The organism is Rhodococcus zopfii NBRC 100606 = JCM 9919 (assembly GCF_001895025.1).
In the GTDB taxonomy this organism is placed as follows: Bacteria; Actinomycetota; Actinomycetes; order Mycobacteriales; family Mycobacteriaceae; genus Rhodococcus; species Rhodococcus zopfii.
The window spans coordinates 195,187-221,612 of the sequence record NZ_BCXI01000001.1 but is presented as its reverse complement, the minus strand read 5'-3'; the positions used below and the strand labels follow the sequence as shown (position 1 = coordinate 221,612).

At 69.3% G+C, this 26,426-nt stretch carries 22 protein-coding genes and 1 pseudogene; 13 read left to right on the top strand and 10 right to left on the bottom strand.

The window, feature by feature from the left end:
* Position 1 precedes the first annotated feature (1 nt).
* Positions 2 to 394, bottom strand: a complete 393-nt coding sequence (gene arsD / locus RZ1_RS00945) for an arsenite efflux transporter metallochaperone ArsD (RefSeq protein ID WP_072808736.1) — start codon at positions 392 to 394, stop codon at positions 2 to 4.
* Positions 395 to 436: 42 nt separating this feature from the next.
* Positions 437 to 841, bottom strand: a pseudogene (locus tag RZ1_RS00940) (arsenate-mycothiol transferase ArsC); the annotation flags it as partial.
* An 80-nt stretch (positions 842 to 921) separates the two neighbouring features.
* Here RZ1_RS00940 and RZ1_RS00935 point away from each other — a divergent pair.
* The 5 genes from RZ1_RS00935 (at position 922) to RZ1_RS00915 (ending at position 3,947) form a co-directional block, all read left to right on the top strand.
* Complete coding sequence (locus RZ1_RS00935; protein ID WP_072808364.1) at positions 922 to 1,329, top strand: ArsR/SmtB family transcription factor; 408 nt, start codon at positions 922 to 924, stop codon at positions 1,327 to 1,329.
* Positions 1,326 to 2,393 carry an ACR3 family arsenite efflux transporter gene (arsB, locus tag RZ1_RS00930; RefSeq protein ID WP_072808362.1) on the top strand — a complete coding sequence of 356 codons (1,068 nt, stop codon included), beginning with the start codon at positions 1,326 to 1,328 and terminating at the stop codon, positions 2,391 to 2,393. The genes RZ1_RS00935 and arsB overlap by 4 nt, the downstream gene beginning before the upstream one ends.
* Before the next feature lie 62 nt (positions 2,394 to 2,455).
* Positions 2,456 to 2,872: an arsenate reductase ArsC gene (locus tag RZ1_RS00925; RefSeq protein ID WP_072808360.1), complete on the top strand. Its 417-nt coding sequence runs from the start codon at positions 2,456 to 2,458 to the stop codon at positions 2,870 to 2,872.
* 176 nt (positions 2,873 to 3,048) lie between these two features.
* Positions 3,049 to 3,351, top strand: coding sequence for a hypothetical protein (locus tag RZ1_RS00920; RefSeq protein ID WP_072808358.1), 303 nt, complete (start codon positions 3,049 to 3,051; stop codon positions 3,349 to 3,351).
* Positions 3,348 to 3,947, top strand: coding sequence for a universal stress protein (locus RZ1_RS00915; RefSeq protein WP_169917820.1), 600 nt, complete (start codon positions 3,348 to 3,350; stop codon positions 3,945 to 3,947). The genes RZ1_RS00920 and RZ1_RS00915 overlap by 4 nt, the downstream gene beginning before the upstream one ends.
* Positions 3,948 to 4,029: 82 nt before the next feature.
* On the opposite strand, the gene RZ1_RS00910 is transcribed toward RZ1_RS00915, so the two are convergent.
* Positions 4,030 to 4,515 (bottom strand): universal stress protein, encoded by a 486-nt coding sequence (locus RZ1_RS00910; protein ID WP_072808354.1) that lies wholly within the window; start codon positions 4,513 to 4,515, stop codon positions 4,030 to 4,032.
* 107 nt (positions 4,516 to 4,622) lie between these two features.
* Here RZ1_RS00910 and RZ1_RS00905 point away from each other — a divergent pair, with 107 nt between their 5' ends.
* The 6 genes from RZ1_RS00905 (at position 4,623) to RZ1_RS29855 (ending at position 12,246) form a co-directional block, all read left to right on the top strand.
* Positions 4,623 to 6,218: an alpha/beta fold hydrolase gene (locus RZ1_RS00905; RefSeq protein ID WP_072808734.1), complete on the top strand. Its 1,596-nt coding sequence runs from the start codon at positions 4,623 to 4,625 to the stop codon at positions 6,216 to 6,218.
* A 128-nt stretch (positions 6,219 to 6,346) separates the two neighbouring features.
* Positions 6,347 to 7,963 carry an FAD-dependent monooxygenase gene (locus RZ1_RS00900; RefSeq protein WP_139281736.1) on the top strand — a complete coding sequence of 539 codons (1,617 nt, stop codon included), beginning with the start codon at positions 6,347 to 6,349 and terminating at the stop codon, positions 7,961 to 7,963.
* Positions 7,964 to 8,059: 96 nt separating this feature from the next.
* Positions 8,060 to 9,568 carry a protein adenylyltransferase SelO gene (locus RZ1_RS00895; RefSeq protein WP_072808350.1) on the top strand — a complete coding sequence of 503 codons (1,509 nt, stop codon included), beginning with the start codon at positions 8,060 to 8,062 and terminating at the stop codon, positions 9,566 to 9,568.
* 290 nt (positions 9,569 to 9,858) lie between these two features.
* On the top strand, positions 9,859 to 10,392 hold the full coding sequence (locus tag RZ1_RS00890; RefSeq protein WP_238071689.1) for an SDR family NAD(P)-dependent oxidoreductase: 534 nt from the start codon (positions 9,859 to 9,861) through the stop codon (positions 10,390 to 10,392).
* A 376-nt stretch (positions 10,393 to 10,768) separates the two neighbouring features.
* Entirely contained in the window at positions 10,769 to 11,761 is a 993-nt protein-coding gene (locus tag RZ1_RS00885) for an SMI1/KNR4 family protein (RefSeq protein WP_072808348.1), read from the top strand.
* 266 nt (positions 11,762 to 12,027) lie between these two features.
* Entirely contained in the window at positions 12,028 to 12,246 is a 219-nt protein-coding gene (locus RZ1_RS29855; RefSeq protein WP_139281735.1) for a hypothetical protein, read from the top strand.
* A 478-nt stretch (positions 12,247 to 12,724) separates the two neighbouring features.
* Here the strand turns inward: RZ1_RS29855 and RZ1_RS00880 are convergent, their stop codons facing one another.
* On the bottom strand, positions 12,725 to 13,357 hold the full coding sequence (locus RZ1_RS00880; RefSeq protein WP_072808732.1) for a pyridoxamine 5'-phosphate oxidase family protein: 633 nt from the start codon (positions 13,355 to 13,357) through the stop codon (positions 12,725 to 12,727).
* A 255-nt stretch (positions 13,358 to 13,612) separates the two neighbouring features.
* On the opposite strand from RZ1_RS00880, the gene thiC reads away from it, so the two are divergent.
* The gene (gene thiC / locus RZ1_RS00875) at positions 13,613 to 15,265 is read left to right on the top strand and encodes a phosphomethylpyrimidine synthase ThiC (protein ID WP_072808730.1); all 1,653 of its coding nucleotides are present in this window, start codon (positions 13,613 to 13,615) and stop codon (positions 15,263 to 15,265) included.
* Between the two features lie 138 nt (positions 15,266 to 15,403).
* Here thiC and RZ1_RS00870 read toward each other — a convergent pair whose 3' ends face one another.
* From RZ1_RS00870 to RZ1_RS00850, 5 genes are all read right to left on the bottom strand, one after another.
* A complete protein-coding gene (locus RZ1_RS00870) occupies positions 15,404 to 19,573 on the bottom strand; it encodes a TIGR02680 family protein (protein WP_072808346.1) in 4,170 nt (1,389 codons plus the stop codon).
* Positions 19,570 to 20,985 (bottom strand): DUF2398 family protein, encoded by a 1,416-nt coding sequence (locus RZ1_RS00865; protein ID WP_072808344.1) that lies wholly within the window; start codon positions 20,983 to 20,985, stop codon positions 19,570 to 19,572. Before RZ1_RS00865 ends, RZ1_RS00870 begins: the two co-directional genes overlap by 4 nt.
* A complete protein-coding gene (locus RZ1_RS00860; protein WP_072808728.1) occupies positions 20,982 to 22,436 on the bottom strand; it encodes a TIGR02677 family protein in 1,455 nt (484 codons plus the stop codon). Before RZ1_RS00860 ends, RZ1_RS00865 begins: the two co-directional genes overlap by 4 nt.
* Positions 22,437 to 22,825: 389 nt before the next feature.
* Complete coding sequence (locus RZ1_RS00855) at positions 22,826 to 24,316, bottom strand: WS/DGAT/MGAT family O-acyltransferase (protein ID WP_174565143.1); 1,491 nt, start codon at positions 24,314 to 24,316, stop codon at positions 22,826 to 22,828.
* Between the two features lie 177 nt (positions 24,317 to 24,493).
* The gene (locus RZ1_RS00850; RefSeq protein ID WP_072808726.1) at positions 24,494 to 24,730 is read right to left on the bottom strand and encodes a hypothetical protein; all 237 of its coding nucleotides are present in this window, start codon (positions 24,728 to 24,730) and stop codon (positions 24,494 to 24,496) included.
* A 26-nt stretch (positions 24,731 to 24,756) separates the two neighbouring features.
* Here RZ1_RS00850 and RZ1_RS00845 point away from each other — a divergent pair, with 26 nt between their 5' ends.
* Entirely contained in the window at positions 24,757 to 25,299 is a 543-nt protein-coding gene (locus tag RZ1_RS00845) for a CGNR zinc finger domain-containing protein (protein ID WP_072808342.1), read from the top strand.
* Positions 25,300 to 25,322: 23 nt separating this feature from the next.
* Here the strand turns inward: RZ1_RS00845 and RZ1_RS00840 are convergent, their stop codons facing one another.
* Entirely contained in the window at positions 25,323 to 26,339 is a 1,017-nt protein-coding gene (locus RZ1_RS00840; protein WP_072808340.1) for a LacI family DNA-binding transcriptional regulator, read from the bottom strand.
* Between the last annotated feature and the right edge of the window lie 87 nt (positions 26,340 to 26,426).

Genomic DNA, 26,426 nt, shown 5'->3' with positions numbered 1-26,426 from the left:
GTCAGCAGCATCCGGTGGGGCCGCAGCAGGAGCCGGCGTCGGTGGTGTCGTCGAGGGCCAGGATCGTGGCACCGGTCGGGGCGGCCGGGATGTCGAGGCCGGCCCACGAGACGAGTTCGGCCCGGTCCGGGTAGCGGCCGGTGAGCACGGTGACGTCGTCGACGAGGACCAGCGGCAGCCCGGCCGAGCCGGACAGTTCCAGAAACCGCTTCACGATCGGGTGATGAGCGAAGGCGAGCGGATCGTTGGCGAGGTTGTGGCGCGTGATGGCCGCACCCCGGTCGGTCAGCCAGGCCAGGTCGGCGGTGAAGGTCACCAGGTTCTGGTCGACGTCGTCGCCGCACACGCCGGTGTTGCAGCAGAGGGCGGGTTCGAAGACCGCGATGGTGGGCACGGGGTTCCTCCTGGAGGGATGTCGGTTGGGGGCGGGGATAGGGTCGAGCAGGCGGGCGGCCAGGGTGTGGACACGGGCGGCGATGTCGTCGCGGACCAGGCGCATGCGTTCGATCCCGTCGATGCCGCGGTCGGACGGTTCGTCGGTGTCCCAGTTCTCCACGACCGCGCCGGCGGGGGCGTCGAGGTGGGCTTCGCGGCCCAGGGTGACGATCAGGTCGACGGTGCGCAGTCGCTGCGGATCGATCGGTTTCGGGTGTTCGCCGGCAACGGGGGCGCCGACCTCGTCGAGGACCTTCACGGACAGGGCGTTGAGTGCGGTTCCCGGGTCGGTCCCGGCCGAGTACACGGCGATGCGGTTGCCGGCTGCTTTACGCATCAACGCTGCGGCCATCTGGGACTTTCCGCCGTTCTTCACGCAGACGAACAGCACCGAGGGGGTGGGCACAGGGGCGAGTCCTTTCATATCCGGCCGGTTCACCGGCTGTTCGTTTGACGCTGTAGTTCGACAACCGTCAATATAGACGCATGCCGAATCAATCGTCGAACCGGGGCGAACCGTGCTGCCCGCCGCTGGCCCGTGCACCCCTCACCTCCGACTGGGCAGGTGATCTGGCGCGGATGTTCAAGGCCCTGGGTGATCCCGTTCGCCTGCGGATGCTGAGCCTGATCGCCAGCCACACCGGCGGCGAGAGCTGCGTGTGCGACATCTCCCCGGCGTTCGACCTGTCCCAACCGACCATCTCCCACCACCTGAAGGTGCTGCGCGAGGCCGGGCTTCTGGACTGCGAGCGCCGCGGCACCTGGGTGTACTACCGGGTCATCCCGTCGGCGCTCGACCGGCTCTCGGCCGTGTTGGCCGTCGAATCCGGCGTGCTGTCCGACTCTGCCTGCGCTACCGTCCCGCCCGCTCGTCTCGAAAAGACCGTCTCGTGAGCACCGCGACCCACAATCCCGTCGTCGCCGGACTCTCCACCCTCGACCGGTTCCTGCCGGCTTGTATCGGTGTGGCGATGGCTGCCGGTCTGCTGCTGGGCCGGCTGATCCCAGGCCTGGGCGAGGCTTTGAGTTTCATCGAGGTCGACGGGATCTCCCTGCCGATCGCGCTCGGCCTGCTGATCATGATGTATCCGGTGCTGGCCAAGGTCCGGTACGACCGGCTGGACACCGTCACCGGCGACCGCCGGCTGCTGGTCACCTCCCTGGTGCTGAACTGGATCGTCGGCCCGGCGCTGATGTTCGCCCTGGCCTGGCTGCTGCTGCCGGATCTGCCCGAGTACCGCACCGGCCTGATCATCGTCGGTCTGGCCCGCTGCATCGCGATGGTGATCATCTGGAACGACCTCGCCTGCGGTGACCGCGAAGCCGCCGCGGTCCTGGTGGCGATCAACTCGGTGTTCCAGGTGCTCATGTTCGCCGTCCTCGGCTGGTTCTACCTGTCGGTGCTACCCGGCTGGCTCGGCCTCGAACAGACCACACTCGACGTCTCGCCGTGGCAGATCGCCAAGTCGGTGCTGATCTTCCTCGGCATCCCCCTGCTCGCCGGATACCTCACCCGCCGGTTCGGCGAGAAGGCCAAGGGCCGCACCTGGTACGAACAGACCTTCCTGCCGCGCATCGGCCCGTGGGCGCTGTACGGGCTGCTGTTCACCATCGTGATCCTGTTCGCCCTGCAAGGCGATCGGATCACCTCGCAACCGCTCGACGTTGCCCGCATCGCCCTGCCGCTGCTCGCGTACTTCGCGCTCATGTGGGGCGGCGGATTCGTCCTCGGCAAGCTCGCCGGGCTGAGCTACGAACGCACCACCACCCTCGCGTTCACCGCGGCCGGCAACAACTTCGAACTCGCCATCGCCGTGGCCATCGCCACCTTCGGCGTCACCTCCGGGCAGGCCCTCGCGGGCGTCGTCGGGCCGCTCATCGAGGTGCCCGTCCTCGTCGGCCTGGTCTACGTTTCGCTCGCCCTGCGCAAACGCTTCGCCGTCTCCACCCCGGGATAGCCGCCGATCTGCCCGCCCACTCCACCGACATTCCCACCGCCTGACGCCCGAAAGGTTCTTCGATGACCACCAAACCGTCCGTGCTGTTCGTCTGCGTGCACAACGCCGGCCGCTCCCAAATGGCCGCCGGATTCCTCGCCGCCCTCGCCGGCGACGCGATCGAGGTCCGCTCCGCCGGAAGCGCACCGGCCGATCAGGTCAACCCTGCCGCCGTGCAGGCCATGGCCGAGGTCGGCATCGACATCTCCACCCAATCCCCGAAGATCCTCACCACCGACGCCGTGGAAGCCTCCGACGTGGTGATCACCATGGGCTGCGGGGACACCTGCCCGGTCTTTCCCGGCAAGAGCTACCGCGACTGGGTACTCGAGGACCCCGCCGGCAAGGGCGTCGAGTCGGTGCGCCCGATCCGCGACAACATCAGAACCCGCGTCGAGGCGCTGATCGCCGAACTGGCCCCCGACACCGTCCGCGGCTGACCGATCACGCTGAGCCGGCGCCGCCGGGTGCGGTTCTCGCGGATCGCCCGCGGACTATCGCTGACAACCAGCGAGCATCTCGACGATCTGACCCACCTGACCGAGCGCAGCATGTGGTCCGTTCCGCCCTCGATGGGAGAGGACTGGTCGCTGCACCGACGAACGGGAGAGCGGAGATGAGCAGCGCGAATCCTGTGGTCACCGTGACAATGGACTGTTCCGGCGACGCCGGCAACGCCTCGATGTGGGCCGCGGCCACAGCGGAGCGGAGACGGTGGACGCTGCGCCTGGTGCACCTCCGTCCTGAACTGTGTCGCGAAACCACCTCCGGTGGGATTTCCTCCTTGCCGGCTGCGGACGTCCCGAACCTGGAGGCAGCTACCTCGACACCCGACCATGCCGCTGCCGTCCGAGCCCGGTACCCGGATCTGGACATCGACGAGGAATGGCCCGCCGGTCTCGCGCCGCGGAGGTGGTGACCGCCGCAAGCATCGACTCCCGAATGCTTGTGCTGCCCGGCAGCGGCGGAGGTGCTCTCGCAGCGTTCCTCGCATCAAGTTATCTCGACATCGCCGAGCGATCGGTGTGCCCGGCTGTGATCTGGCACGGGCGAGCAGGACAGGTTCCCGACCGGCGGGCGGTGGTGGTGGGGATCGACGGCAGCGAGCTCAGCGACGCCGCCGTACTCGGAGCATTCGAACTGGCCCAGTTGTGGCAGGCGCCGGTGCACGCCGTCCGCGTCTGGTCCGTCCATCATGAGGTCGGGGACGTGACCGTCGAATACCTCGTTGACCGCGATGCCCTCGCCCGGGACGCCCATCGGCTGCTCGAGCAGCGGCTTTCCTTCGCCCGCCGCCGGTTCCCCGAGGTACCGACCACCGAGGCCGTGGTGGAGGGGGCACCGGTGCACGTTCTGCGCGCGAGCGCCGAGGGCGCGCAGCTGATCGTCGTGGGCAGCCACGGCCGAGGTCGGATCGCGGGGGCACTCTACGGCTCGGTCAGCCGTGCGCTGGCCCATCACTGTCCCTGCCCGGTTCTGATCTGTCGCACTCCCCACCGCGATCATCGACCGTAGCGAACCGATCATCGACCGTAGCGAACCATCGGCCCGGGCCTTCGACGCAGGATCCGCAGCTACGGCATGGTCCCGGTTCCCGTCACTGCTCGGAGGTTCCGGCTTCCGCGCGCACCACCAGAACCGGACAGGGGGCGTGTTCGGCGCAGTAGGCGCTGACCGAGCCCAGCAGCAGACCGGAGAACCCGCCGTGGCCACGACTGCCGAGGACGAGCATCTGCGCGTGGCGGGCGGCATCGATCAGCACCTGCGAGGGGTGCCCTTCGCGCACCGATTCGACAATCCCGGCCGGTGGGACGCCATCGAATGCGCCGGCAATCGCGTCCGAGAGCATCTCGGCGGCCTCCTGATCGGGGCGGTAGTCGGCCGGATACGGGTAGAAGCCGTAGGTGTGTGCAGGGTGCCACGCGATAGTCGCGTCGATTGTGGCACCGAGCGAAGGCGCCAGCCGGGCCGCCCAACGCAGCGCGTCGATCGACGAGTCCGATCCGTCGACGCCGACCACCACTCGCGCTTGCGACACGTCGTCGCTGCCAGAAGCGTGCCCGGGGTCCGTAGCCACATCCATATTTCCAACGTACTCGGCGCCGCCGATCGGGAATCGGAATCGGTGTCGACGACCACGGGACCACCGCACCCTTGCGCACTCTCGACGAACGCGCGCACGCTGAACTCATGGCAATCGCACCGGCCGTTGCGATCACGGGCGCCGCGGCGGCCGCGATCTACGCAGGCCTGATACGCCCCCGGCTCGTGCGATGGGGAGCCACCGGCAACGAACTCACGGGACCGTTTCCCGGCGCCGAGATGGTGCCCGACGGCGACAGATCGGGAGCCATGGCCGTGACCATCGACGCACCGCCCGAGCAGGTCTGGCCGTGGTTGGTGCAGATGGGCTGGAACCGGGGCGGCTGGTACTCGTGGGATCACCTGGACAACGCGGGCCGTTCCAGCGCGCGGCGGGTTCATCCGGAGTGGCAGGACCTCCGGTGCGGAGACACCCTCGAGTACTGGCTGCCCGGTGCGGGGCCCCGAAACGCGTATACCGTTGCGACGCTGGAAGAGAACCGTTTTCTCGGTCTCCACGGACTGAGCGATCTGCGGGGACAAACCCTCGATCCCCGGCGACCTCGCCCGCCCGCCTATCTCGAAGGATGGTGGGGCTTTCAGCTGACGGAGTTGCCCGGCCGGCGCACGCGCCTTCTCGTCAGCGGGTATCAGGCAGGCCGTCCGCGCCGGGTGGCACAGTTCGTGTATTTCTGGCTCTTCCCCCCGGTCGTGTGGATCATGCAGGCGCGCATGTTGAGTGTTCTCAAACGCAACATCGAACGAGCCTGTCGAACACCGGAGCCGACGACCGCACCGGCGACGGACTCGGCCGGGCGGCGGGCCACCTCACGAGCCGGCCTGCGCCGCGTTCGACCCGGCCGCATTGCGATTCGGGACACCCACCTCTACGTCGATGTCGTCGGGCAGGGTCCGCCGCTGGTGATCATGCACGGCGGACCGTCCGCCGACTTGTGGACGATGCAGTCCCTGCGCACGTTCGCGGATCGATACACCCTCGTCTTCTACGACCATCGCTGCAACGGACGCTCGGTCGGGGCGCCCGTCGAGTCGATGACCTGGGAGAACCTGACTGCGGACGCCGACGCTCTGCGTGAACATCTCGGTTTCGAGCGGTGGGCGGTGCTCGGGCACTCGTTCGGCGGGCAGGTCGCGCTCGAGTACGCGTTGCGCCACCCCGACCGCGTCACGAACCTCGTCCTGCTCGATGTCGGCGCCGACAGTCGCTGGCAACGGCACAACGCGGCCGAGGTCGTCCTCGAACGCGGCTTCGGTCGCGCGGACGCCGAGTTGGTCCGGCGCTGGTTCACCGGCGAGTTCACTCCCCGCGAGTACTACCCGATCTTCGCCCGGATCGGGCGCGCATACTTTCACCACTACAGCCTCGGGGTGCTGGCCCGCGAACTCGCAACCGGCGCGTGGCGTTCGAGACCGAGGCCCGAGCCGCTCATCTTCGCCGGTCGCCACCTGCTGAAGGGCTGGTCGATCGTCGACCGTCTCGGCGAGATCGCAGTCCCCACCCTGGTTCTCGGCGGCCGCGACGACTTCGTCTTCCCACCGCAATGCCAGCATGAGCTGGCGGCCGGCATTCCCGGCTCGTCACTGCGGATCATCGATCACGCCGGGCACAACCCACACGACGAACAGACCGCGGAGGTCGTGCAGGCGATCGACGACTTCCTCGGAGCACACGTCCCGACCTGAGGTGACCTGCACGGCCGTCGCGAAACGTGCTGACGACACCGATTCCGGGATTCGGACGAATCGTGCCACCGGCCCCGCGCCCCCTGCGCATACTGGGCGATGAACTTTCTCGTGGTGAGGCGGTGCCCGTGTCCGATCCCGACGTGTTGGTGGTGGGCGCAGGCCCGATAGGTCTCACCGCGGCAATCGAATTGCGCAGGCGGGGCGTCGACTGCCGTATCGTCGACCCGCTCCTGGAGCCACCGCGGTACGCGAAGGCGGTCGGTGTGCAGCCCCGCACCCTGGAGGTGTTCGAGGCCATGGGTGTGCTCCGCCCCATCCTCGATGCCGCCATCCGGATGCGGGGTCAGATCGTCTACGTGAACGGGGCCGAGCAGATGCGACTCGAGCTGTCGCTGCCGCCGGACGTGCCCTTCGGCTTCGTCGGTATCCCGCAGTACGAGACCGAACGTGTCCTCGCCGAACGGTTGCGGTCGCTCGGCACCCGGGTCGAGCGGGGAACGCGGCTGACGTCGTTCGAGCAGGACCACGACGGTGTGACTGCCGTGCTCACCGGACCGGACGGCGACGAGACGGTCCGCGCACAGTACCTCGCCGGGTGCGACGGCGCGCACAGTGTGGTGCGCAAGACCCTGGGCCTGACCTTCGAGGGCGCGGCGTTCACCGAGCAGTACATGCTCGGTGATGTCGAGGTCGACTGGTCGCAGCCCCACGGATGGGGCATCCGGTCGATGCACGTCACCGACGGCGTCACCGACGACCTGCTGGTGTGCATCCCGTTGCCCGGCAGGCGCCGCTACCGCATGTCGATGCTGGTGCCCGACGAACTCGCGGCAGGTACCGCGTCCGCCGACAACGTCGAGCACGGATTCGAAGGTGGCCGCAAGCCCGAATTGCACCACATCCAGGCCGTTCTCGATCGTCTCTCGCCCGAACCGGTCCGCGCGTCGAACCTGCGCTGGTCGTCGGTATTCAAGATCAACCACCGCATCGTCGATTCCTACGGGCGCGGGCGGGTGTTCGTGGCGGGCGACGCCGCACACATTCATCCGCCGACCGGCGCGCAGGGCATGAACACCGGCATCCAGGACGCGCACAACCTGGCATGGAAACTCGCGCTCGCGGTGGCCGGCGTCGGCGCGCCCGGACTGACCGACACCTACGACGCGGAACGACGCCCGGTCGGTGAGGAGGTCGTGGGCCGGACTGTGCGCAGCGCACGCGAAGGCATCGGCGCGGGGGAGACCGATCCCGGCTACGTGATCCGCCGGGAGGCGCAGCTGCTCATCCGCTACGCGGACAGTCCGCTCGTCGCAGGCGACGACGACGGCTCCTCGGCCGCACCGGGGTCGCGGGCACCCGACGCGCGCGGCCTCACCCGCGACGCCGTGTCGTTCCCGTTCCGGCTGTTCACCCTCCTCGGCGGGGAACGTCACACGCTCGTGCTGTACGCCGATCGGTCCGTCGGCCCTGAGGAGCTGGCGCATCTCGAAGCGGTCGCTGCCGCGGCCGCCGCGGCCGCACACGGACACCTCGACACCTACCTCGTCGCGTCCCCCGAGGCGGCGGTCGACGACACCGTTCTGCCGCTCGTCCGGGACCGGGACGGCGAGTTCGCGCAGGCCTACGGGATGAGCGGTCACAGCAGCGTGTTCGTGGTGCGGCCCGACGGCTATCTCGGATTCCGGCAGGGTGAGCCCGACGCCGACGGTGTCACCACCTACCTGAAGTCCACGTTCAGTTGATCCGAGGTCCAGGACAACGCAGGTCGTCGGGGTTCTCGACGATGCCCGGCGAGCGTGCGCGGGAGGGATGCCTGCCGCGGTGGTTACTCTCGAGTGATGGCTGCAATTCCGGATGTCCCAGTAGGCACGAGTACCGCGGTGTCCGGTCTCGAGAGCACCTTCGTCGACGAGATGGGCGGGTTGTCGGTGCCGTGGCAGGGTGCCGAGGTGCCGGACCCGAAACTGCTCGTGCTCAATGAGGAGCTCGCAGGGTCGCTGGGGTTGGACGCGGCCTCGCTGCGCAGCGACGACGGCGTCGCCGTCCTGACCGGCTCGGCGGTGCCGGTCGGATCGAAGCCGGTCGCGATGGCGTACGCAGGTCACCAGTTCGGTGGGTACGCCCCGCTCCTCGGGGACGGTCGGGCGTTGCTGCTCGGCGAACTCGGGGACGGTGCCGGCGGGCGCGTGGACCTGCATCTCAAGGGCTCGGGGCCCACCCCGTTCTCCCGTGGCGGCGACGGCTTCGCGGTCGTCGGACCGATGCTGCGCGAATACCTCGTCAGCGAGGCCATGCACGCGCTCGGCATCCCCACCACCCGCGCGCTGGCGGTGGTGGCGACCGGTCGGCCGGTCCACCGCAACGGCTTCGAACCCGGTGCCGTGCTCGCGCGGGTCGCGTCCAGTCACCTGCGGGTGGGCACCTTCGAGTTCGCGGTCCGGCGGGGCGAGATCCTGAAGTCGCTGGCCGACTACACGATCGCCCGCCACTATCCGGGGCTGACCGACCTGCCCGCGACGGGGAAGGACAATCGCTACCTGGCCTTCTTCGAGGCGGTACTGGAGGCGCAGGCCTCGCTGGTGGCGCGATGGATGCTCACCGGATTCGTACACGGGGTGATGAACACCGACAACACCACCATCTCGGGCGAGACCATCGACTACGGTCCGTGCGCCTTCCTCGACGCGTTCGACCCGGCGGCGGTATTCAGTTCCATCGACCACAGCGGCCGCTACGCGTTCGGCAACCAGCCCGCCGTGCTGAAGTGGAATCTTGCGCGGTTCGCGGAAACCCTGTTGCGGCTGGTCGATTCGACGCCCGACGACGCGATCACCGCGGTCACCGCCGTCCTCGGCAGCTTCGAGGAGCGCTACGAAAACCACTACACAGCCGGGATGGCGGCGAAGCTCGGTCTCTCCGGTGCGTCGCTCGAGCGGTCGCTGATCGACGACCTGCTGGCCCTGATGGCCGAGCACGGTGCCGACTGGACGGGGAGCTTCCGGGCGCTCGCCGACGAACTTCGCGGAAATGCGGCGCCGCTCGACGAACTCGTGCCGCGCGAGCACATCGGGCCGTGGCTGATGCGCTGGCGAAATGCCCTGCAGCAGCAGGGGAGCGGGTCAGCGGAGACGGCGGACGCGATGGACCGCGTCAACCCCCTGTACATCCCGCGGAACCATCAGGTCGATGCGGCCCTGCGTGCCGGCACCGCCGGGGACCTCGCACCCTTCGAGGAGCTGCTCGAGGTCGTCACGCATCCCTTCGACCGCCGCGACGAGTGGGCCGAGTACGCCCTCCCGGCGCCACGGGGATTCAGCGACACCTTCCGAACGTTCTGCGGCACCTGACCGTGATCCGGACGGGACTGCCGTAGGCGCACTCCCGTTCGGTGACGGGGAGGTGGTGTGCGACTTTCACGAGGAAGTCGCACACAACGCCCCGCTCGAATCAGTGAAGGAACTCCGCTGCCATCCCACGATGTCGCCGCACGGCAGCCGGCACTCCGTTGTGCGCGGCTCCAAACACGTCCCGCGCGGCACTGTCGCGAGACGTAACGCCTCCCTGCCGTCGACCTCACCGACGTGCTCTGTATCACATCGAGAGCGTCGGACCTCCACTGAACGGAAGGAAGTCGACGATGACACTGAACGGGAAGATCGCGATCGTCACCGGCGCCGCGCAGGGAATCGGCGCGGCCACCGCCCAGCGGTTGGCAGCCGACGGCGCAACGGTGATCACGGCGGACATCCAGGACGCCGGGGCGACGGTCGACGCCATCCTCGCGGCCGGCGGCAAGGCCGAGGCCCACCTGCTCGATGTGCGCGTCCCCGCGAACTGGGCCGACACCGTCCGCGAAGTGATCGAGCGTCACGGCCGCGTCGATCTGCTCGCCAACGTGGCCGGGGTGGTCAACATGCTCAGCGAGGACAGCGTCGTCGGACTCACCGAGGAGGCGTGGGACCACGTCATCGGCACCGACCTCAAAGGCGTGTGGCTCGGCATGCGGGCCGTCATCCCGAACATGATCGAGCGCGGCGGCGGCCGGATCGTGAACATCTCCTCGATGGCCGCGCTGCGTGGCTTTCCGATTGTGACCGGCGGTGACCTCCGCGCAACCGCCGGCGCTTCGCGGCCTACGGCTCCGAAAATTCTCGCCCCGCTTCGCTCCTGAGCGCCACCGGGTTATTCTCCCTGGCCTGTCCCGGTAATTCGGGGAGATTTGCTGCCCTGCGAGCCCGCACCGTTAGGTACGTAAGTCTGGTGTCAGCGAACCGTGCCTCTCCACGGCTCCGGATCGGATACGGGCAGACGAACACCTTCGGGTGGCTCGATTTCCAGGTCCTCTCCGGCCCGCTGTGGGAGCCCGCGAGCACTTCTCAGATTCTGTCCTGTTTGGGCGGTCGCCAAACAGGGCAGGAGACAGCGAGAGGGGCGGCTGTGTGGGCCCGAATCCGCACCGTTGTGGCCTTCGGCAGTCACCGGTGGTTCTTCAAATTGGGTGGTTGGAGATACGGGCTATGAGTGGACCGGGTCTATAGATTCGAGCGATGACTCTCACCGAGGTGTGGCACGGATACATGTCGGTTCTGCGCGATGTCGCCCCGATCACTGCTGCCGCGGTCCGGCCCCCACGGAGCCTGGCGGATCGCCGCGCCGCCGAAGACTCGACCGCACCCTGGACCGAGGAACTGAGGGAGTTCTACAGCCTTCACGATGGAGTCGAGCTTCCCGGAATCAGCGATCGCACGATCGGGACGGTCCTGCCGGATCTCGAGCTCTACGGATTCGATGCGATACTCGCCGCACACCGATCGTCCAGGGAGTCCCTGCACGACATCGACGATCTCGGTCTGGACTGGCCCGAGGTCATCCGGGGGCAGCTCGCCGGCGAATCCGCAAACCGGTTCCTCGACTCCTATGTCCCGTTCGCACAGTATGCCGACGGGGACTTCCTCTACGTCGATACTCGTCAGGGCGAGTATCGAGGCTGCATCCGCGAGTTCGGTTGGGAAGCATCCGACGAGAGCGGCCCACTGTTCTCCTCGTTGACGCGCTACATCGAGTCGGTTCGCCGTAGCGTCGAGTCCGGCACCGAACACTCGTCTCTGACACCGACGATCGAGGACGGTGCACTGATCTGGAGCGTGGACCGGTCCAGCCGCGACGTCGAGCCGCAGCCCGGGCCCGCTTTACTGCATGTTCCGTTCCCCGTCGTTGATTTCGCGCCGTCTGAGGTCGAGCCGACCGACGAGTTCCTGGACCTTGAGACCGTCCGCCGAAACGTCGTGGAGTTCGCCATCTCTCAATACCCGAACTCCATCATCGGACCTGCCACCGCGGTGTATCAGCGTGTGCCCCGCCGACGTGGGGTAAATGTGAACTTCTTCGTCCCCATCGACTCAGAGTCCAAGATGTTCCTGACGATCGCCACCGGCGTAGCCGACGATGTCCTCATCCATGAAGTCCCGTCAGAAGGCTTCCAGCTCGTTCACGAGAGAGGACTGTCCGCAGCGCAAAGGACCGCCGTCGTCTCCAGGTGAAAACGCCCCGTTCGCCGATCGTCAAACAGGACTCTCTCCACTTCGGGGATCGGAAGAACGACCCGGCGGACGTAGTTGTTGAGGTGCATCGAAGATCGACAAGCTTGCTCGCATAGATTGACAACGATGTCGGAAGAGAATGTGAAGCTGACGTCCGCATACCTGGTGGTGCTGTACTGGTTGTCACGTCGATCATGGGCGGCGCGGTTGTGGTACATCGCAACTCCACCGGCACCAGCGACTCTGCCAGTCAGGAGGGAACTACCGTGTTCAGTTCGCAGGATCCCGCTCCGGGCGACGAGCCTTTGATCGAGGGCGACTACGATCCGTCGGTTGAGGATCCGTTCACCGAAGATGGCGAACCTGAAACATACGAGGAATTTGCAGGGGACGCTGCGGCTGGACAAAACCCGAACGACATGCCGCCGGTAGCGGGCGGCGGAGCGATCACAGTCACTGAGCGTGGAAGCGAGCTTCCCCGGTAGATCACACGGTGTGGTGTGGGCCTCGGACTGTCAGTACCGGGTAGTAGGGCCCTTCCACGCAGGCACGGTTGCGTCCAGTCGAATCGCTCTCGGTTCCGCGCCCACTCGGCAATTCCGGTGAATGCGCACACCAAGTCGAGACCGCCGAGAGGTAGCTTCAGGACGCGGTCGTCGCCGACCAGCGGCACGACCACCGTCGAGTCCCGCAGCGCCGCACACAGTTCCGCCGGCTGCCCGAACCCCGCGCAGAACGCCGCGATCTTCGAAACCAACAGCCCGGAATCGACCTGCGCAACCGCCATTCGCCCCCCTCGGCCGGACATTCCCCCGAATGTCCGGCCGCGACGCTACCAACACTCGCTGAGGCACCCGGTGTGGAGGCGCCCGCACCGGCCGGGGTCGGATGCGCTATTGCTCGGGTGTTCGCCCGGAGCGGCGGCAATCGGAACTGCGCATTCGAGTCGGTTCGCCGACTCGGTCAGCTCAGTGAGCGGACCGAGCGCGGCAGCGGCACAGCGGAATCAGTGAGCCGGGACCGCTCCGGAGCACCCGCGACGGTGCGCAGCGGGACGACCCCGGCCCACACACCGTGGTCCTCACCGTCGTCCGGTGCCTCGCCGGGTCCGGCCGCGCGGATCTTCACGCTCACCTCGTCCAACGGAAGTTCGAGCACCGCCGTCGCGGCGAGCTCCTTCGCGGACGGGGGACGAACCTCGTTCCACCTGCCGGGCATGAGATGTTCGGTGACCGTCCACAACGCATCGTGCTTCTCGTCGTCCGGGACCGGGGTCGCGACCCCGAAGATGACCGCGCTGCGATAGTTCATGCTGCTGTCGAACGTCGATCGGGCGAACACCAGACCGTCGAGGTGGGTGACGGCGACCGAGACCTCGAGTCCGCTGCGGGCGGCGAGGAACGCGCCGGCCCCCGTCGACCCGTGCAGGAACAGACGATTTCCGTCGCGCCCGAACGCCATCGGCAACACCACCGGATATCCGTGACGGACGAACGCCACATGCGCCACCCGCGCGTCGTCGAGGAGGCTGTTCAGGACCGTCGAATCGTCGGTGCCTCGGTCCGGCTTGCGGGTGATACGTGTGCGTTCACTCATGGCCCGATCCAAGCAGCCGCCACTGTCGCCCGACAATCGAATATCGGCCGGTGACCGGCGTTCGATCGGCGCCGGTTCCCCGGGGCCGATGCGCTCGGGTTGCGAAAACTGCCGACGCTGATACGGTTCCACGCGACAACTCGACAACCACGGGAGCTCGCGCCAGCGGGCTGAGAGGACGGCTAGCTCGTTTCGAGCGGCAGGGCCGTCGACCGTACGAACCTGACCGGGTAATGCCGGCGTAGGGAGCGAACCATGAGGGACACCTCTGCCTTGCCGGCTGCCGTCACCACCGGACCGATCGACGGCAGCAGCAAACGCTATGTGGACGTCGACGGGCTGTCCGTGCCCTTCCGGCGTGTCCACCTGAGCACCGGTGACCACCTCGACCTGTACGACTCGTCCGGCCCGTACACCGATGAGAACGCCCGGATCGACCTCGATGCCGGTCTGCCGCCGGTGCGGACCGGATGGTCGCGCCCGGCCGGTGCCACCACCCAATACGGGTGGGCTCGCGCGGGTGTCGTCACCGAGGAGATGCGTTTCTGCGCTGCCCGCGAGGGTGTCGACGCGGAGATTGTGCGCGACGAGGTCGCCGCCGGCCGGGCCGTGATCCCCGCGAATCGTCACCACCCCGAACTCGAACCGATGATCATCGGGAAGCGCTTCGCGGTGAAGATCAACGCGAACATCGGGAACTCGGCGGTCACATCGTCGATCGCCGAGGAAGTCGAGAAGATGGTGTGGGCGACCCGGTGGGGCGCCGACAAGATCATGGACCTGTCCACCGGCAAGGACATCCACGAAACCCGCGAATGGATCCTGCGCAACGCACCGGTCCCGGTCGGGACCGTGCCGCTGTATCAGGCACTCGGGAAGGTCGGCGGTGATCCGACGCGGCTGACATGGGAGTTGTACCGCGACACCGTGATCGAACAATGCGAGCAGGGCGTCGACTACATGACCGTGCACGCCGGTGTCCTGCTGCGTCACATCCCGCTGACGATGAACCGGGTCACCGGCATCGTCTCGCGCGGCGGATCGATCATGGCCGCCTGGTGCCTGGCGCACCACACCGAATCGTTCCTCTACACCCACTTCGCGGACCTGTGCGAGATCCTCGCCCGCTACGACGTGACGTTCTCCCTCGGCGACGGGCTGCGCCCCGGTTCCATCGCCGACGCCAACGACGAGGCCCAGTTCGCCGAACTACGCACCCTCGGCGAACTCACCAGCATGGCACGCGCCCACGGGGTGCAGGTGATGATCGAAGGTCCCGGGCACGTGCCGATGGACAAGATCGCCGAGAACGTGCGGCTCGAAGAGCTGTGGTGCGACGAGGCCCCGTTCTACACCCTCGGGCCGCTGGCGACGGACATCGCGCCCGCCTACGACCACATCACCTCCGCGATCGGCGCCGCGATGATCGCGCAGGCCGGCACCGCCATGCTCTGCTATGTGACGCCGAAAGAGCATCTGGGACTGCCGAACCGCGACGACGTCAAGACCGGTGTCATCGCCTACCGGATCGCCGCACACGCCGCGGACCTGGCCAAAGGCCATCCGCGGGCGCAGCAGCGCGACGACGCACTGTCGCGCGCCCGCTTCGACTTCCGCTGGCGCGACCAATTCGCGTTGTCCCTGGATCCGGACACCGCCCGCGAATACCACGACGAAACCCTGCCCGCCGAACCGGCGAAGACCGCGCACTTCTGCTCGATGTGCGGCCCGAAGTTCTGCTCGATGCGGATCTCCGCGGACGTGCGTGCCTCCGCCCGCGATCTCGGACGGGCCGGCACCGCGGCGCTCGACGCCGGATCGGCCGCGGAACCGGAGGTGTTCATCGACCGCGGAAACCGGCCGGGCCTCCCGATTTCCGCGACCCCGGGAACCCCCAACGTCCCCTGACCCGGGTGAGCCGAGGCAACGCCCGGTCAGGCCGGGTGATGGCCGCCATCACCCGAAGGGTGTGGACCATCGGCGGGCTGGGGTTGCCGGTGCGGAGAGCGGGGGAGAGCGGGTGCAGTGGCCGGGTGAACTCGAGGGTCAGGCGAACTCGAGCGACCCCTCCACCGGCGCGAGCACCCGCCGCGTGCCCGGCGACCCCAGGGCCGCGGCCAGATCCGAGCCGCTGTGCTCGGCCAGCAGATCCCCGCTCGACCACACCAGCAGCGTCGCCGCGACCGTGTGCTCGGCCACCGAATGCGCCAGGTCGTAGTGCGCGCACCCCGGCACCCCGGCGTAGGTGATCCACAGGTCGAACCCGGTCATGAACAGATCCAGGTCGAACTGCACACACAGGCTCAGCAGCTCGCTGCGGCCGGTGTCGTCGACACCGGCGAACGCCTCGTCCAACGCCAGCAGCCGCGGCGCGTGCGGATCCGCCGAGTCCAGCATCACGTGCGCGGCGGCGAACAACGGCAGGTGCAGCGACACCGACTGCTCACCACCGGACAACGCCGAATGCCGCGCGACCGTCAACCGGTCCTCGGTGCCGTCCGCGGAGATCAGGCTGAACGAGAACACCCGCCAGCGGCGGTAGTCCAGCGTGGTCGCGAGGATCTCCGGGTACGACCGCTCCGGGTGCGCCGCCCGCTCGGCGCGGATCTGCGCCGCGAAATGCGCTCGCACGTCGGCGAGTTCGTCCGCACCCAACGCCGACGCATCCCGATCCAGCAACCGGCACACCGCCCGCGACCTGTCGTCGAGGTGATCAGCCAGCGCCCAGTGCACCCCGATCGTGTTGCCCGACGACATGTGCCGCTTGCGCATCTCGGTGGCCATCCGGGCGATCAGGGCGCGGGCGTCGACGGTGCGTTCGTGGATCTGCTGCGCCAGCCCGGTCAGCAACGCGTCCTCGAGGATGCGACGCTCGGCGTCGGTGAGCAGCAGTTCCTGCTCGCGGCGCGCGGCGGCGATCCGGGTTGCGAACTGCCCGACCGACGAGAATCCCCGCTCGTCCTGCACCCGCACCACGGTCACCCCGTCCGGGGCGTCCCACTGCAGCCGGTAGTCCTGCCCGGCCGCCGCCAGCTGCGCATCGAACTCCTGCAACGCCGTTGTCAGCGCGGTGCGCGTCGACTTGCGCGCCGACTCGGACACCGTCACCGACTCCGTCGCCGCCAGCAGCGACGCGAACAGCGCCGACACCTCCGGCGGCAGCACCGGCACGTCACCGCCGGTGTCGCGTTGGATCCGATACACCAACTGGTCGGCGCCGAGCCACGCCGCGGGCCCCGCCGGCCACGCGTGCGGCTGCTCGATCCTCAACAGGCCCAACAGTTCCGGCCGCGCATACGGGGCCAGGTGCTCGGCATCGGCCAGGGCCTCCACCAGCGCCGAGCGCAGCGCCTGCTCGGCCGCCGTGTGCGCCGCCTCCGCCTTGCCGATCCGCTCGATCGCCCCGTCGTAGGACTTGCGGGCGGTGCGCTGCGCCGCCTTCGCCGCCTCGATCCGCTCCCGCGCCTGCTCGAGCTGCTCGTCGATCTGTTCGGCCGAGGCGCCGAGGGCATCCCGCAGCGTCTCGAGGCGCTGCTGCTGCGTCGTCAGCGACTCCTCGGCGACCGCCGCCTGCTCCGCCGACTCCTCGGCGGCGCGGCGTGCCTCGTCCCGTCGGACCGCCGCGTCCCGCGCCCGCTCGAGTTCGGCGGTGTGCTCCCGCCGGGCCCGCAGCAGCGCCTGACCCTGCGACTGGAAATGCCGGATCGCCGCGGCCACCGCATCGAGTTCCCGCGCGGTGTGCGGGGCGCGGTGCGCGGCCGCCGCGGCCCGCACCTGCTGCTCCCGCGCCGCATACTCGGCCAACGCCTGATCGAGGTCGCGGTCCGCCGCCGCGGCCGAGTCCGTCGCGGTCCGCAACGCGCCGGCGCACTCGGTGACCTTCCGCAACGCCGCCGACACGGTGCCGGTGCGCGGCAACGCCGCAGCCGCCCGCTCGAGCCGCGTCAACTGGTCCCCGAGCCGCTGCCGGTCCGCGCCCAGCGCCTCCACCGCGGCGCGGGCCTCGGCGATCATCGCGTCCAGGTCGGCGATCCGGCTCTGCCGGCGCCGCGCGCGTGCGGTCGTCCCGATGAACTCCGCCTGGGCCTTGACATGGCGCCCCACCTGCACGCCCTGCCGGAACCGGCCCTCGGTGTCGACGGCCACAGTGACCGACGCGTCCGCCGGGGTCGACGCGATCGACGCGAGCAGATCCCGCACCCGCTGCTCGGCGACACCGGCGTCCGGTTCGGCGACCAGCAGGTCGGCCAAGGTCGGACCGGTGGGACGCTGCTGCGCCGGAAGCGGCTCGAGGAACTGCTCCGATTCGGTGTTCGGCAACGACATCTCGCACGCCGGTGCGTCGAGCACCCAGCCGTCCAGCAGGTTCGCCGCCTCCAACGCCGCCTCGATCCCGGCAGCGGCCTCCGGCCTGATGTCGTCCGCGAACCGCACCAGCCGCCACAATGGTGCCCCGGGCAATTCCGTGCGGTCACCGGTCCGGGCCGCGAACGGCGGGGGAGCGTCGTCGTGTTCGGCCGCGATCGCCGCCCGCTCCGACTCGAGTTCGACGATCCGCGCCTCGAGCGCCTCCGCGTCCGCCGCGCACGACCGCCGCCGGAACCTCAATTCCTCCACCGCGGACCCGGCGTGCGCGGTGAGCACCACCGCCGGCGCCGGCGCATCGTCGTCCCCGGCCCGCGCGATCGCCGCGTCGAGCACGCTGAGCAGACCGCCCGCGACACCGGCTGCCGAGTACTCGTCGCCGTGCTCACCCCACCACGCGCGCAGCTGGTTCGCCGTCTCGGCGCGAGCGAGCTCGACCATCGTCTCCGACGCCTCCACCGCGGCCCGCGCGGTGTCGAGCTGGGCACGGCCACGCTGCGCCGACGACTCGGCCCGGCTCCGCGCCGACGCGGCACCCTCGACCCGCGACAGCGCCGAGCGCACCGCCTGCACGTCGGCTTCCCGTTCGGTCACGTGCGCGTCGATCACCGTCGCCACCTGCTCCGGGCGCGCGTCCGGTTGCGGTGCCGCCCAGACGATCCCGGCATCCTCCGCGGCCGCGGCGAGCACCGCCTCGCCGCGCGCGAGCGTCGCCACCGCCGTCGTCACCGCCGCCGACGCCCGTTCGGTCTCCTCGGTGCGCTGCGCGAGCGTGGCCTGCGCCCGACGGGCCTGCTCGGCCTGCGCGATCGTGGTGCGCTCGAGGTTTGCGACGGCCTGCGCGAGATCGTCGAGCTGCTGCTTGCCCTCGTAGGCGCTGGACCGTTGCAGCGCCTCGAGATTCGCGCGGGCCTGCTCGAGTTCCCGCTCGGTGTCGGCGAGCTGCTGCTCGACGGCGGCGCGATCGGTCCCGGCGTGCAGCCGATCCGCCGCCGCGCCGTGCAGCGCCTCGATCCCGGCGTCGACCGCCGCCAGCCGCGTCGCGACCTGCTCGACGTCCGCGCGGGCCTGCTGCCGCAGATACTTCCCATACACGGTGACGAAACGCTGCGCCGCCTCGTCCGCCGCCGACAGTGACTCGAGGACCCGCGCGACCTCCTCCATGTCGGAGAACGAGCGGGCCGCCTCGAGCACCAGCTGGTCGTCGAGGGGCCGCAGCCCGTCGGTCAACGCCTGCGACAACCCCTTCGGGTCGAGATTCTTCGCGAGCTGCGGCCGCCGCAACGTCAGGATCAGATTGATCAATTGGTCGTAGCGCTGCGCGCCGAGCCCGAACAGCCGCGCATCGATTGCCGCCCGGTAGTCCACCGGCCGATCCACCACCGCATCCGCGCCGACCTCGTCGATCAACTGCCTGCGCGTCAGCGGCCGATCCTCGGCGTCGAGCAGCGAGAAGTCGACACCCACCCGGCCGTCGACGACGAAATACCAGCGGGTGACCTTGTCGTTGCCGCGCGTCGCGCGCATCCCGATCCCGACTGTCACGGCCTCCGGATCGTCGCGGTCGCCGCGGCAGAACTCCATCCATACATACGAATACGCGCTGTCCTGCCCGCGATAGAGCAGGTTCGAGCGCATGGTGCGTTCCTCACCGGCGAACGGATTCAACCGGCGCGGCTCGATCCGGCCGTCGAACACGAACGGGAACAGCACCTCGAGCGCCTTCGTCTTGCCCGACCCGTTCGGGCCGCGCAGCACCAGCCGTCCGTCGGCGAACGAGAACTCCTGGTCCCGGTAGTCCCACAGGTTGATGATCCCGGCCCGTGTCGGCCGGAAACGGGCACTGCTCATGACAACTCCGCCTCGCTCGAGTCTCCCGGATACAGATCGATCTGCGGGTCCCGCTCCCGGACGGTGACCGTCACCCCGCGGAACCGCGCCAACGCCGGCAACACCAGCACCCCACCGGGCACCCGCACCACCAGCCGCAGCTTCTCCAGCAGATCCAGCGCGGCCGCCGCCAACCCGGCCGGATCGGCCTGCCACTGCGCCGCGAACGTCCGCCCGTACGCGTCGACGAGCTGCCCGACCGTCGAGGCCAGCCACCCGTCCTCGATCAATGGATGCAGTGCCGCCGGCCGCTCCTCGGCCCGGTCCACCCCTGCAGGCTCGGGAACCGCCGGGTCCTCGACGGCGAGCGCCGCGAACACCCCCGCCTCCGGGATCGCGGCGTCCACCGCCGTCACCAGCGCATCGTGCCGATCCGGCGGCAACGGCACCTGCAGCAACCCGGCGCCACCGGCCTCGAGCACCCCTGCCTCGAGCACCCCTGCCTCGAGCACCCGGGCACTGATTTCCCCGGCCAGCAGCAGCGCCAACTGCGCCACCGACCCGGTGCCGGGGAACCGCACATCCGACAGGCGGCCCGACGAATCCACCAGCGCCACACCCTCGGCGCGGCGTTCGGCGACCAGACCGGTCAGCAACTCGACGTCCGCCGCGGTGCGCGGCAACGCCAACTGCAACGCCTCCGCGTCGTCCAGCTCCTCCGCGTACAGCACCGGCCGCTGCACCAGCGCCCGCCGGACCCGCCGCGCGATCTCCGCGGTCCCGACCGTGCGCTCCGGATCGCCAACGCCGTCACCGGCGGCCAGCAGCCCGCGCACCGACCGCAGATGCTGCAGCACCCGCGGCGGCCGGAACAGCGCCGTCACCACCGCCCGGTCGATGTCGTACAGCGCCTCACCGACCTCCGGATCCGACGCCCACCGGCCGGCATCCCCGTCGGCCAGGGTGATCGCACCCCGCGCACACAACCACGCCACCGCATCGACGAACGCGTCCCGATCCGCGGCCCGATCCGCCGCCAGCTCCACCCCGTCGACCTGCGTCGCCTCCGCCGCCACATGCTCGGCCAGCTCGGAGAGGCTGATCTGGTTGCCGGCCCGCCCCAACGCCGCCAGCGCCAACGCGAGATACGCGTACCGGCGCCGATCGAACGGCCGGTCCGACACCGTCGACGTGCCCGCCCCCGGGTCGAGCCGATCGGCGACGGTGAACAACCGGGCCGTCGTCTCGGTCACCTCGAGGCGGTATCCGAACGCCTCGAGCAGATCCGTGCGCAACTCCGTCGCCCACCGCCGCACCAACGGCAGCGCATTCGGATCCGGATACGACACCGTCACCAGATGATGCGTGAGAATCAACCGCACCGCCCGCTGGAACGAATCCAACTCGAGCGACGGAATACTCCGCGCCCTCACCGCACGTCCACCGACAGCCCGTCCAGATGCAACCGGCCCCGCGCCGTGTGCACCACCATCGACTCCGCGCTCGGTGTCAACGTCAACGTCACCCCGTTCCCCGACCCCGTCGCCGGACCGCGCACCTGCGCACTGACGGGCACCCGCGCCGACAGCGCCGCATCCAGCAGGCCCAACAACACCTCGGTCTCCGACTCCGACAATTCCCGCTCCCACACCCCACCGGCGGCCAGCGACGCCGCGGCCTCCGCACGCCGACGCTGCGCCTCCAGCTGCACCTCCCGCAACCGGCGGATTCCGGACTCGTTGCGGACCACCTTGCCCGGCGCACCCGCCGACGGGGCGCGGCCGGTCTCCGCGAGGGTCCGGGAGATCTCCACGGGCGGGGCCTCCCACCACGACAGTCCGATCGGCACGGCCTCCGCATCCGCGTGCGGCATCGCGAAATGCCGCGGCCGGCCGAGATCGAACACCGCCCCGAACAGGGCGTGCGCGGCCTCCTCACTCGGGGCCGCCGCGAACCAGCCCGCCAGATGCCGCAGCTGCGACTCCCGGCTCACCCCGCCCTTGCGGGTCTCGGTGACCCGCCGCAACAACGCCAGCACCGCCGCGATCGCGCTCATCGTGCCCTCCCGCAGCCGATCGGCTTCGCTCGGCGCCGACCCCACCCCGACGAACCAGTGCTCGATGCCGCGCCACCGCGACCGCCAGTCCGCCTCCCGCTCCGCGATCGGCAACAGGACCCGTTCGTCGTGCGCCGCGGCCCGCGCCAGCAATCGCTCGACGCCGGTGCCCTGCACGTGCTCGAGCGCGGCGGTCAGCTTCGGCGCGAACCGCGCCAGATCCGAACTGAATTCGCGCATGTGCGACAGCAACGCATCCTTGTGCGCGAGGAACGTCTCGGGGGTGATCTCCGTGGTCCGCACCAGGTCACCGAGCACGAGATAGAACCGGGCCGCCCGCTCCGCCATGTCCGACAACGTCGCGTCGAGCCGCATCAGCTTCCGGATGATCAGCTCGCCGTCCCCGGCCGCGTTCGCCGCGGCCAGATCGGTCAGATCCGCCAGCAGATCCGCCAACGCCAGGCGCGAAAGCGACGCATCCTCCCCGCGGCTGCTCAGCACGTCCTCCACCGCGCGGAACGCGTGATAGCCAGGCCGGGTGAACTGATACACAAAATGCCGGTTCCGGTATTCGGCGAGTGTCGCCGCCCGCGTCCCGTCGTAGCTCCGCTCGAGCAGACCCCACACGTGCAGCTGTTCGAGCAGCGGCGTGACCTCCTGCGCCGACAACGACGCCGCCGGATCGTCCCCGCCGATCCGCCCCAGGATCGATGCGACCTCCCCGGCATGCAGCAACACCACATAGTTGGCGCGGGCATGGTCGAACGCCCGCAGCACCCACAGATATTCGGTGCGCTTCTCCGCGGTCGCGAACGAGAACAGCCGCAGCCGCTCACCCCGCGCGCTCGGGTCCTCGACCCTGCCGGGGTGGGACTGCACTGTTTCACTCACCGTGACAGGGTAGGCGGACCGAGGCACCGCACCCGCATCACCCGCCGGCCGTGTCGAGCCGGGGGACCACGAAACCGCCGCCCGATCAGCCACGGCCCCCGCGTACGAGCGCGCCGCGGCGGGGCGCCGTCACGAACCCGACGCGCCGGCACAGATTCGGCGCCGGCGCGCATTCCCGATCCGGCAGTGGTCCCGGTCGACGCACCCGCACATCGCGGCCGGCTCGTCCCACCGATTCCACAGCAGGGGCCCATGCGGGTGCCCGCTCCCGGCGTCGCGAAGCTCCGGCCGCGGCACGATCGTTCGCGAACTCGCCGGCGTCGGGGCTAACCCGCGTGCGCGGGTGCCGCTGCCGGCACGCCTCGCGCGGGTCGGTTCCCCGCCGGGTTCCCGCGGCCGGGCAGGTGGTCGACGGTGGCCGTGGCCGCGCTCGGCCGAGGTGCCAGATCGTAGGCGCATTCGAGGGCGCCGAGGGCGTCGTCGAGGTGATCGAGCAGCGGTTGCAGGTCCGGCAGACTCCGGCTGCACGAGGTCAGACCGAAGGCGATGGCGTCGTCGGTGCTCGTGCAGGTGATGTTCAGGGCTTGGCCGTCGACGGGAACGGACAGCGGATAGACCGCGTCCACGCGCGCGCCGTTCCAGTACAGCGGGTGCGCCGGTCCCGGCACGTTCGAGACGATCACATTGAACGGTGGTCGCGGCAGGGCCCGGTTCCTGGTGAGCATTCCCACCGCGAGCGGGGCGACGCCGAGTGCGCTGGTCGCGAGCCGGGACAGCGTGGACATGCCGTGCATCGCATCCTTGCCCTGAACCATCGACGCGGACACCGCCGCGAGCCGGTCCGCCGGGTTCGCGACGTCGGTGGCCAGATTGCACATCAGGACGCCGAGTTCGTTGCCCGAGCAGTCCTTGTCGCGACGCAGGCACACCGGCACCATGGCGACGAGCGGCTTGTCGGGCAGTTCGTGGTGATCGTTCAGAAACGCACGGAGGGTCCCCGACGACATGGCGAGCACGACATCGTTGACGGTGACGTCGGCTGCTTTCGCAACCGCGCGCAGCCGTTCGAGCGGCCACGACCGGGCGGCGAACCGGCGGGTTCCGGTGATGGGCACGTTGATCATGGTGTTGGGTGCGGCGAGCGACAGCGATCCGCCCCGGCCGTGCAGCGCACGGTCCACCGTGCCGACGAGGGCGGGAACGAGACCGAGCGCCTCCCCGGCGGCTGCTCGCACGGTCTGCAGCGCCGCCTCTGGGAGCCCGAGCGCGGTCTCGGCGGTGTGCGTGCGGCTCGGGATATCGATCGATTCCCACGGCGCGGGCATGCCGGTGCGCGCCGGGTCCGGGCTCAGGGCCCGGCGCAGCAGCTTCATTGCGCCGACTCCGTCGGCGAGCGCGTGATGGATCTTGGTGTAGACGGCCAGGCGACCGTCGGCGAGGCCCTCGATGACGTGCATCTGCCACAGGGGCCGGTTCCGGTCGAGTGGTGTGCTGTGAAGCCGGGAAACCAGATCCCACAGCTCGTCGAGGCCGCCGGGTCGCGGCAGCGCATTGCGGCGCACGTGGTAGGACAGCGTGAAGTCCCGGTCTTCCTCCCAGGCCCACTGGCCGAGCGTCCCGAGTGACCGCACCGCTCGTTTACGCCACAGCGGATCGGTGTTCCCGTCGCGGACCGAGGCGGTGAACAGCGCGACCAGATCGGCGACGGTCGTGCCCTCGCGGGGCTGTAGAAGGATCAGGCCGCCCACATGCATGGGGCGGTCACGGGACTCTCCGAGGAGGAACATCGAATCGGTCGGCGACATGGGCATGCGCATGAAGTGTGTTGTCCTCCGCTTGCGGACGAGCAGGTCGTGGCGGAGTCCCCTGCGACCCCACCGGGATGTGACCACACCCTATGGCTCACGTCACAGATATGTGACACGACACAATTTGTACGCGATCCGAAAGGGTTTCGGCAAACCGATGGGTCGGATCGGCCCGATTCGGTGCTTTCATCCGATTTTTGTTGCGCCGCCGCGACATTGATCCTGTGCCTCCTTGCTGATCGCCGCGGGCACATCCTGATCGCGGGCTTCGAGATCCACGCGCCGCGTGCCGCACACGATGCAGCGAACGTAGAGAACCCGTCCGATCGAAGTCGGGTGGCTCGACTCCACGCACCAGCCGTGCTCGTGCGGAGGGTCCCGCCGGGGGAGTCCGGTCTGGTTCAGATCTTGGGGGGTGATCATGAGCTCCACCATGATGTAATGCCCTTGTGCATCTCAACCCTTACGGCGAGTACGCGGTCCTGCTGGCGGCGTCGCTGGCCAACGACTGGCCCGGCGACCGTGCCGCCATCGTCGCGCGCACCCGGGACGTGGGGATGACGATGGGCTTTCCGGAGGCGCCCGACGACCACCCGAGGACCCGGCGCGTGATCGACGACTGGCTCACCGTCGTCGACGCCATCGACCCGAAGCATCGTGCGCGACTGCTCAATGCGCAGATGGCGGCGGCGACCGCCTACCCCCGGTTGACCGATCACGACGACGAAGGATGGCACCTGCACTATCGCGACGAGGAGCAATCGCTGCCGGACGTCCTCCGGGCTGTGATCAGCGTCGGCACGGCGCTCCACCTCACCACCCGGGGCATGCACCGACTCCGCCGATGCGCCGCGGGGCAGGTGCCGGGCGATCCATGCTCCGCGGTGGTCGTCGACATCACTCGCAACGGTCGTCAGCGCTACTGCTCCGTGCGGTGCGCGAACCGCGCCGCCGTCCGCCGGCACCGGGCCAGGACCGAACCCGGTCGCTGAATCGCCGGGTGTCCCAACCGAAATCAGTGCGGGACCGCGCCCGTGGACCCCCGGACCACCAACTGGGTCGGCAGCACGCTCGCGGCCGGGTCCGCCACCCGCTCGTAGGCCTGCCGACCGAGCATCTCGATCGCCCGGGACCCCGCATCCTCTGTTCGCTCGGCGAGTGTGGTCAGGGTCGGGGTGCACAGGTCGGAGCCGAAGATATTGTCGAAGCCGACCACGCTCATGTGGTCCGGGACAACGATTTCCCGTTCCCGGAGCCGGCGCAGCACACCGATCGCGAGCATGTCGTTGTGGCACACGATCGCCGTGGCGCCGGCGGCCATCGCTGCGTCGGCCGCAGCCGCACCGCCGCCCAGGGTCGGGGAGTACGGTCCGAAACGGCGCACGTCCATGTCGCGCGCGTGCGCTGCCGCGCGAAGACCGAGCCAGCGCCGGGCACCCGACCACGATTCCGGCGGGCCGCCCAGAAAGATGAAGGACCGATGGCCGAACGACGCGAGGTGGTCGACGATCTGCCGGGTTCCGGATTCGTAATCGGCAACTACACAAGAAAATCCGCGTACTGCCCGATTGACCAGTGTGATCGCGTTCAGCTCGCCGACGCGCCGGAGTTCGTCGTCGGGCATGCGCGAGGCGCTGAGAACGAACCCGTCGACGGCCGGCCCGAGGCGTTGCACCAACCGCTCTTCGATTGCCGCGCTCTCCTGGGTGTCCCCGAGAACCAGGGTGCGTCCCGCCGCCGCGGCCGCGCGTTCGGCGCCTTTGATCACGCCGGCGAAATAGGGGTTGGTGATGTCCGGTACCAGCAGGGCGAGGGTGTTGGTGCGCCCCGATTCGAGGGCACGCGCCATCGGGTTCGGTGAATAGCCGAGCTCGGCGGCGACTTCGTGCACGTGCTCGCGGGTCCTGGAGTTGACCCGGTCCGGGTTCGTGAACGACCGGGAGACGGTCGACGCCGCGACCCCGGCCGCCCGCGCGACATCGGTGATGGTGGCGCGTTTGCGGGGGTGCGGACCGAACGGATCTGAAGCCATGACGAGAAGTATGGCAAAGGATGGCAAACGATTGCCGTGTGACCTCGGCCACCCCTACCGTCGACAACGACCGATGACGACGCGACC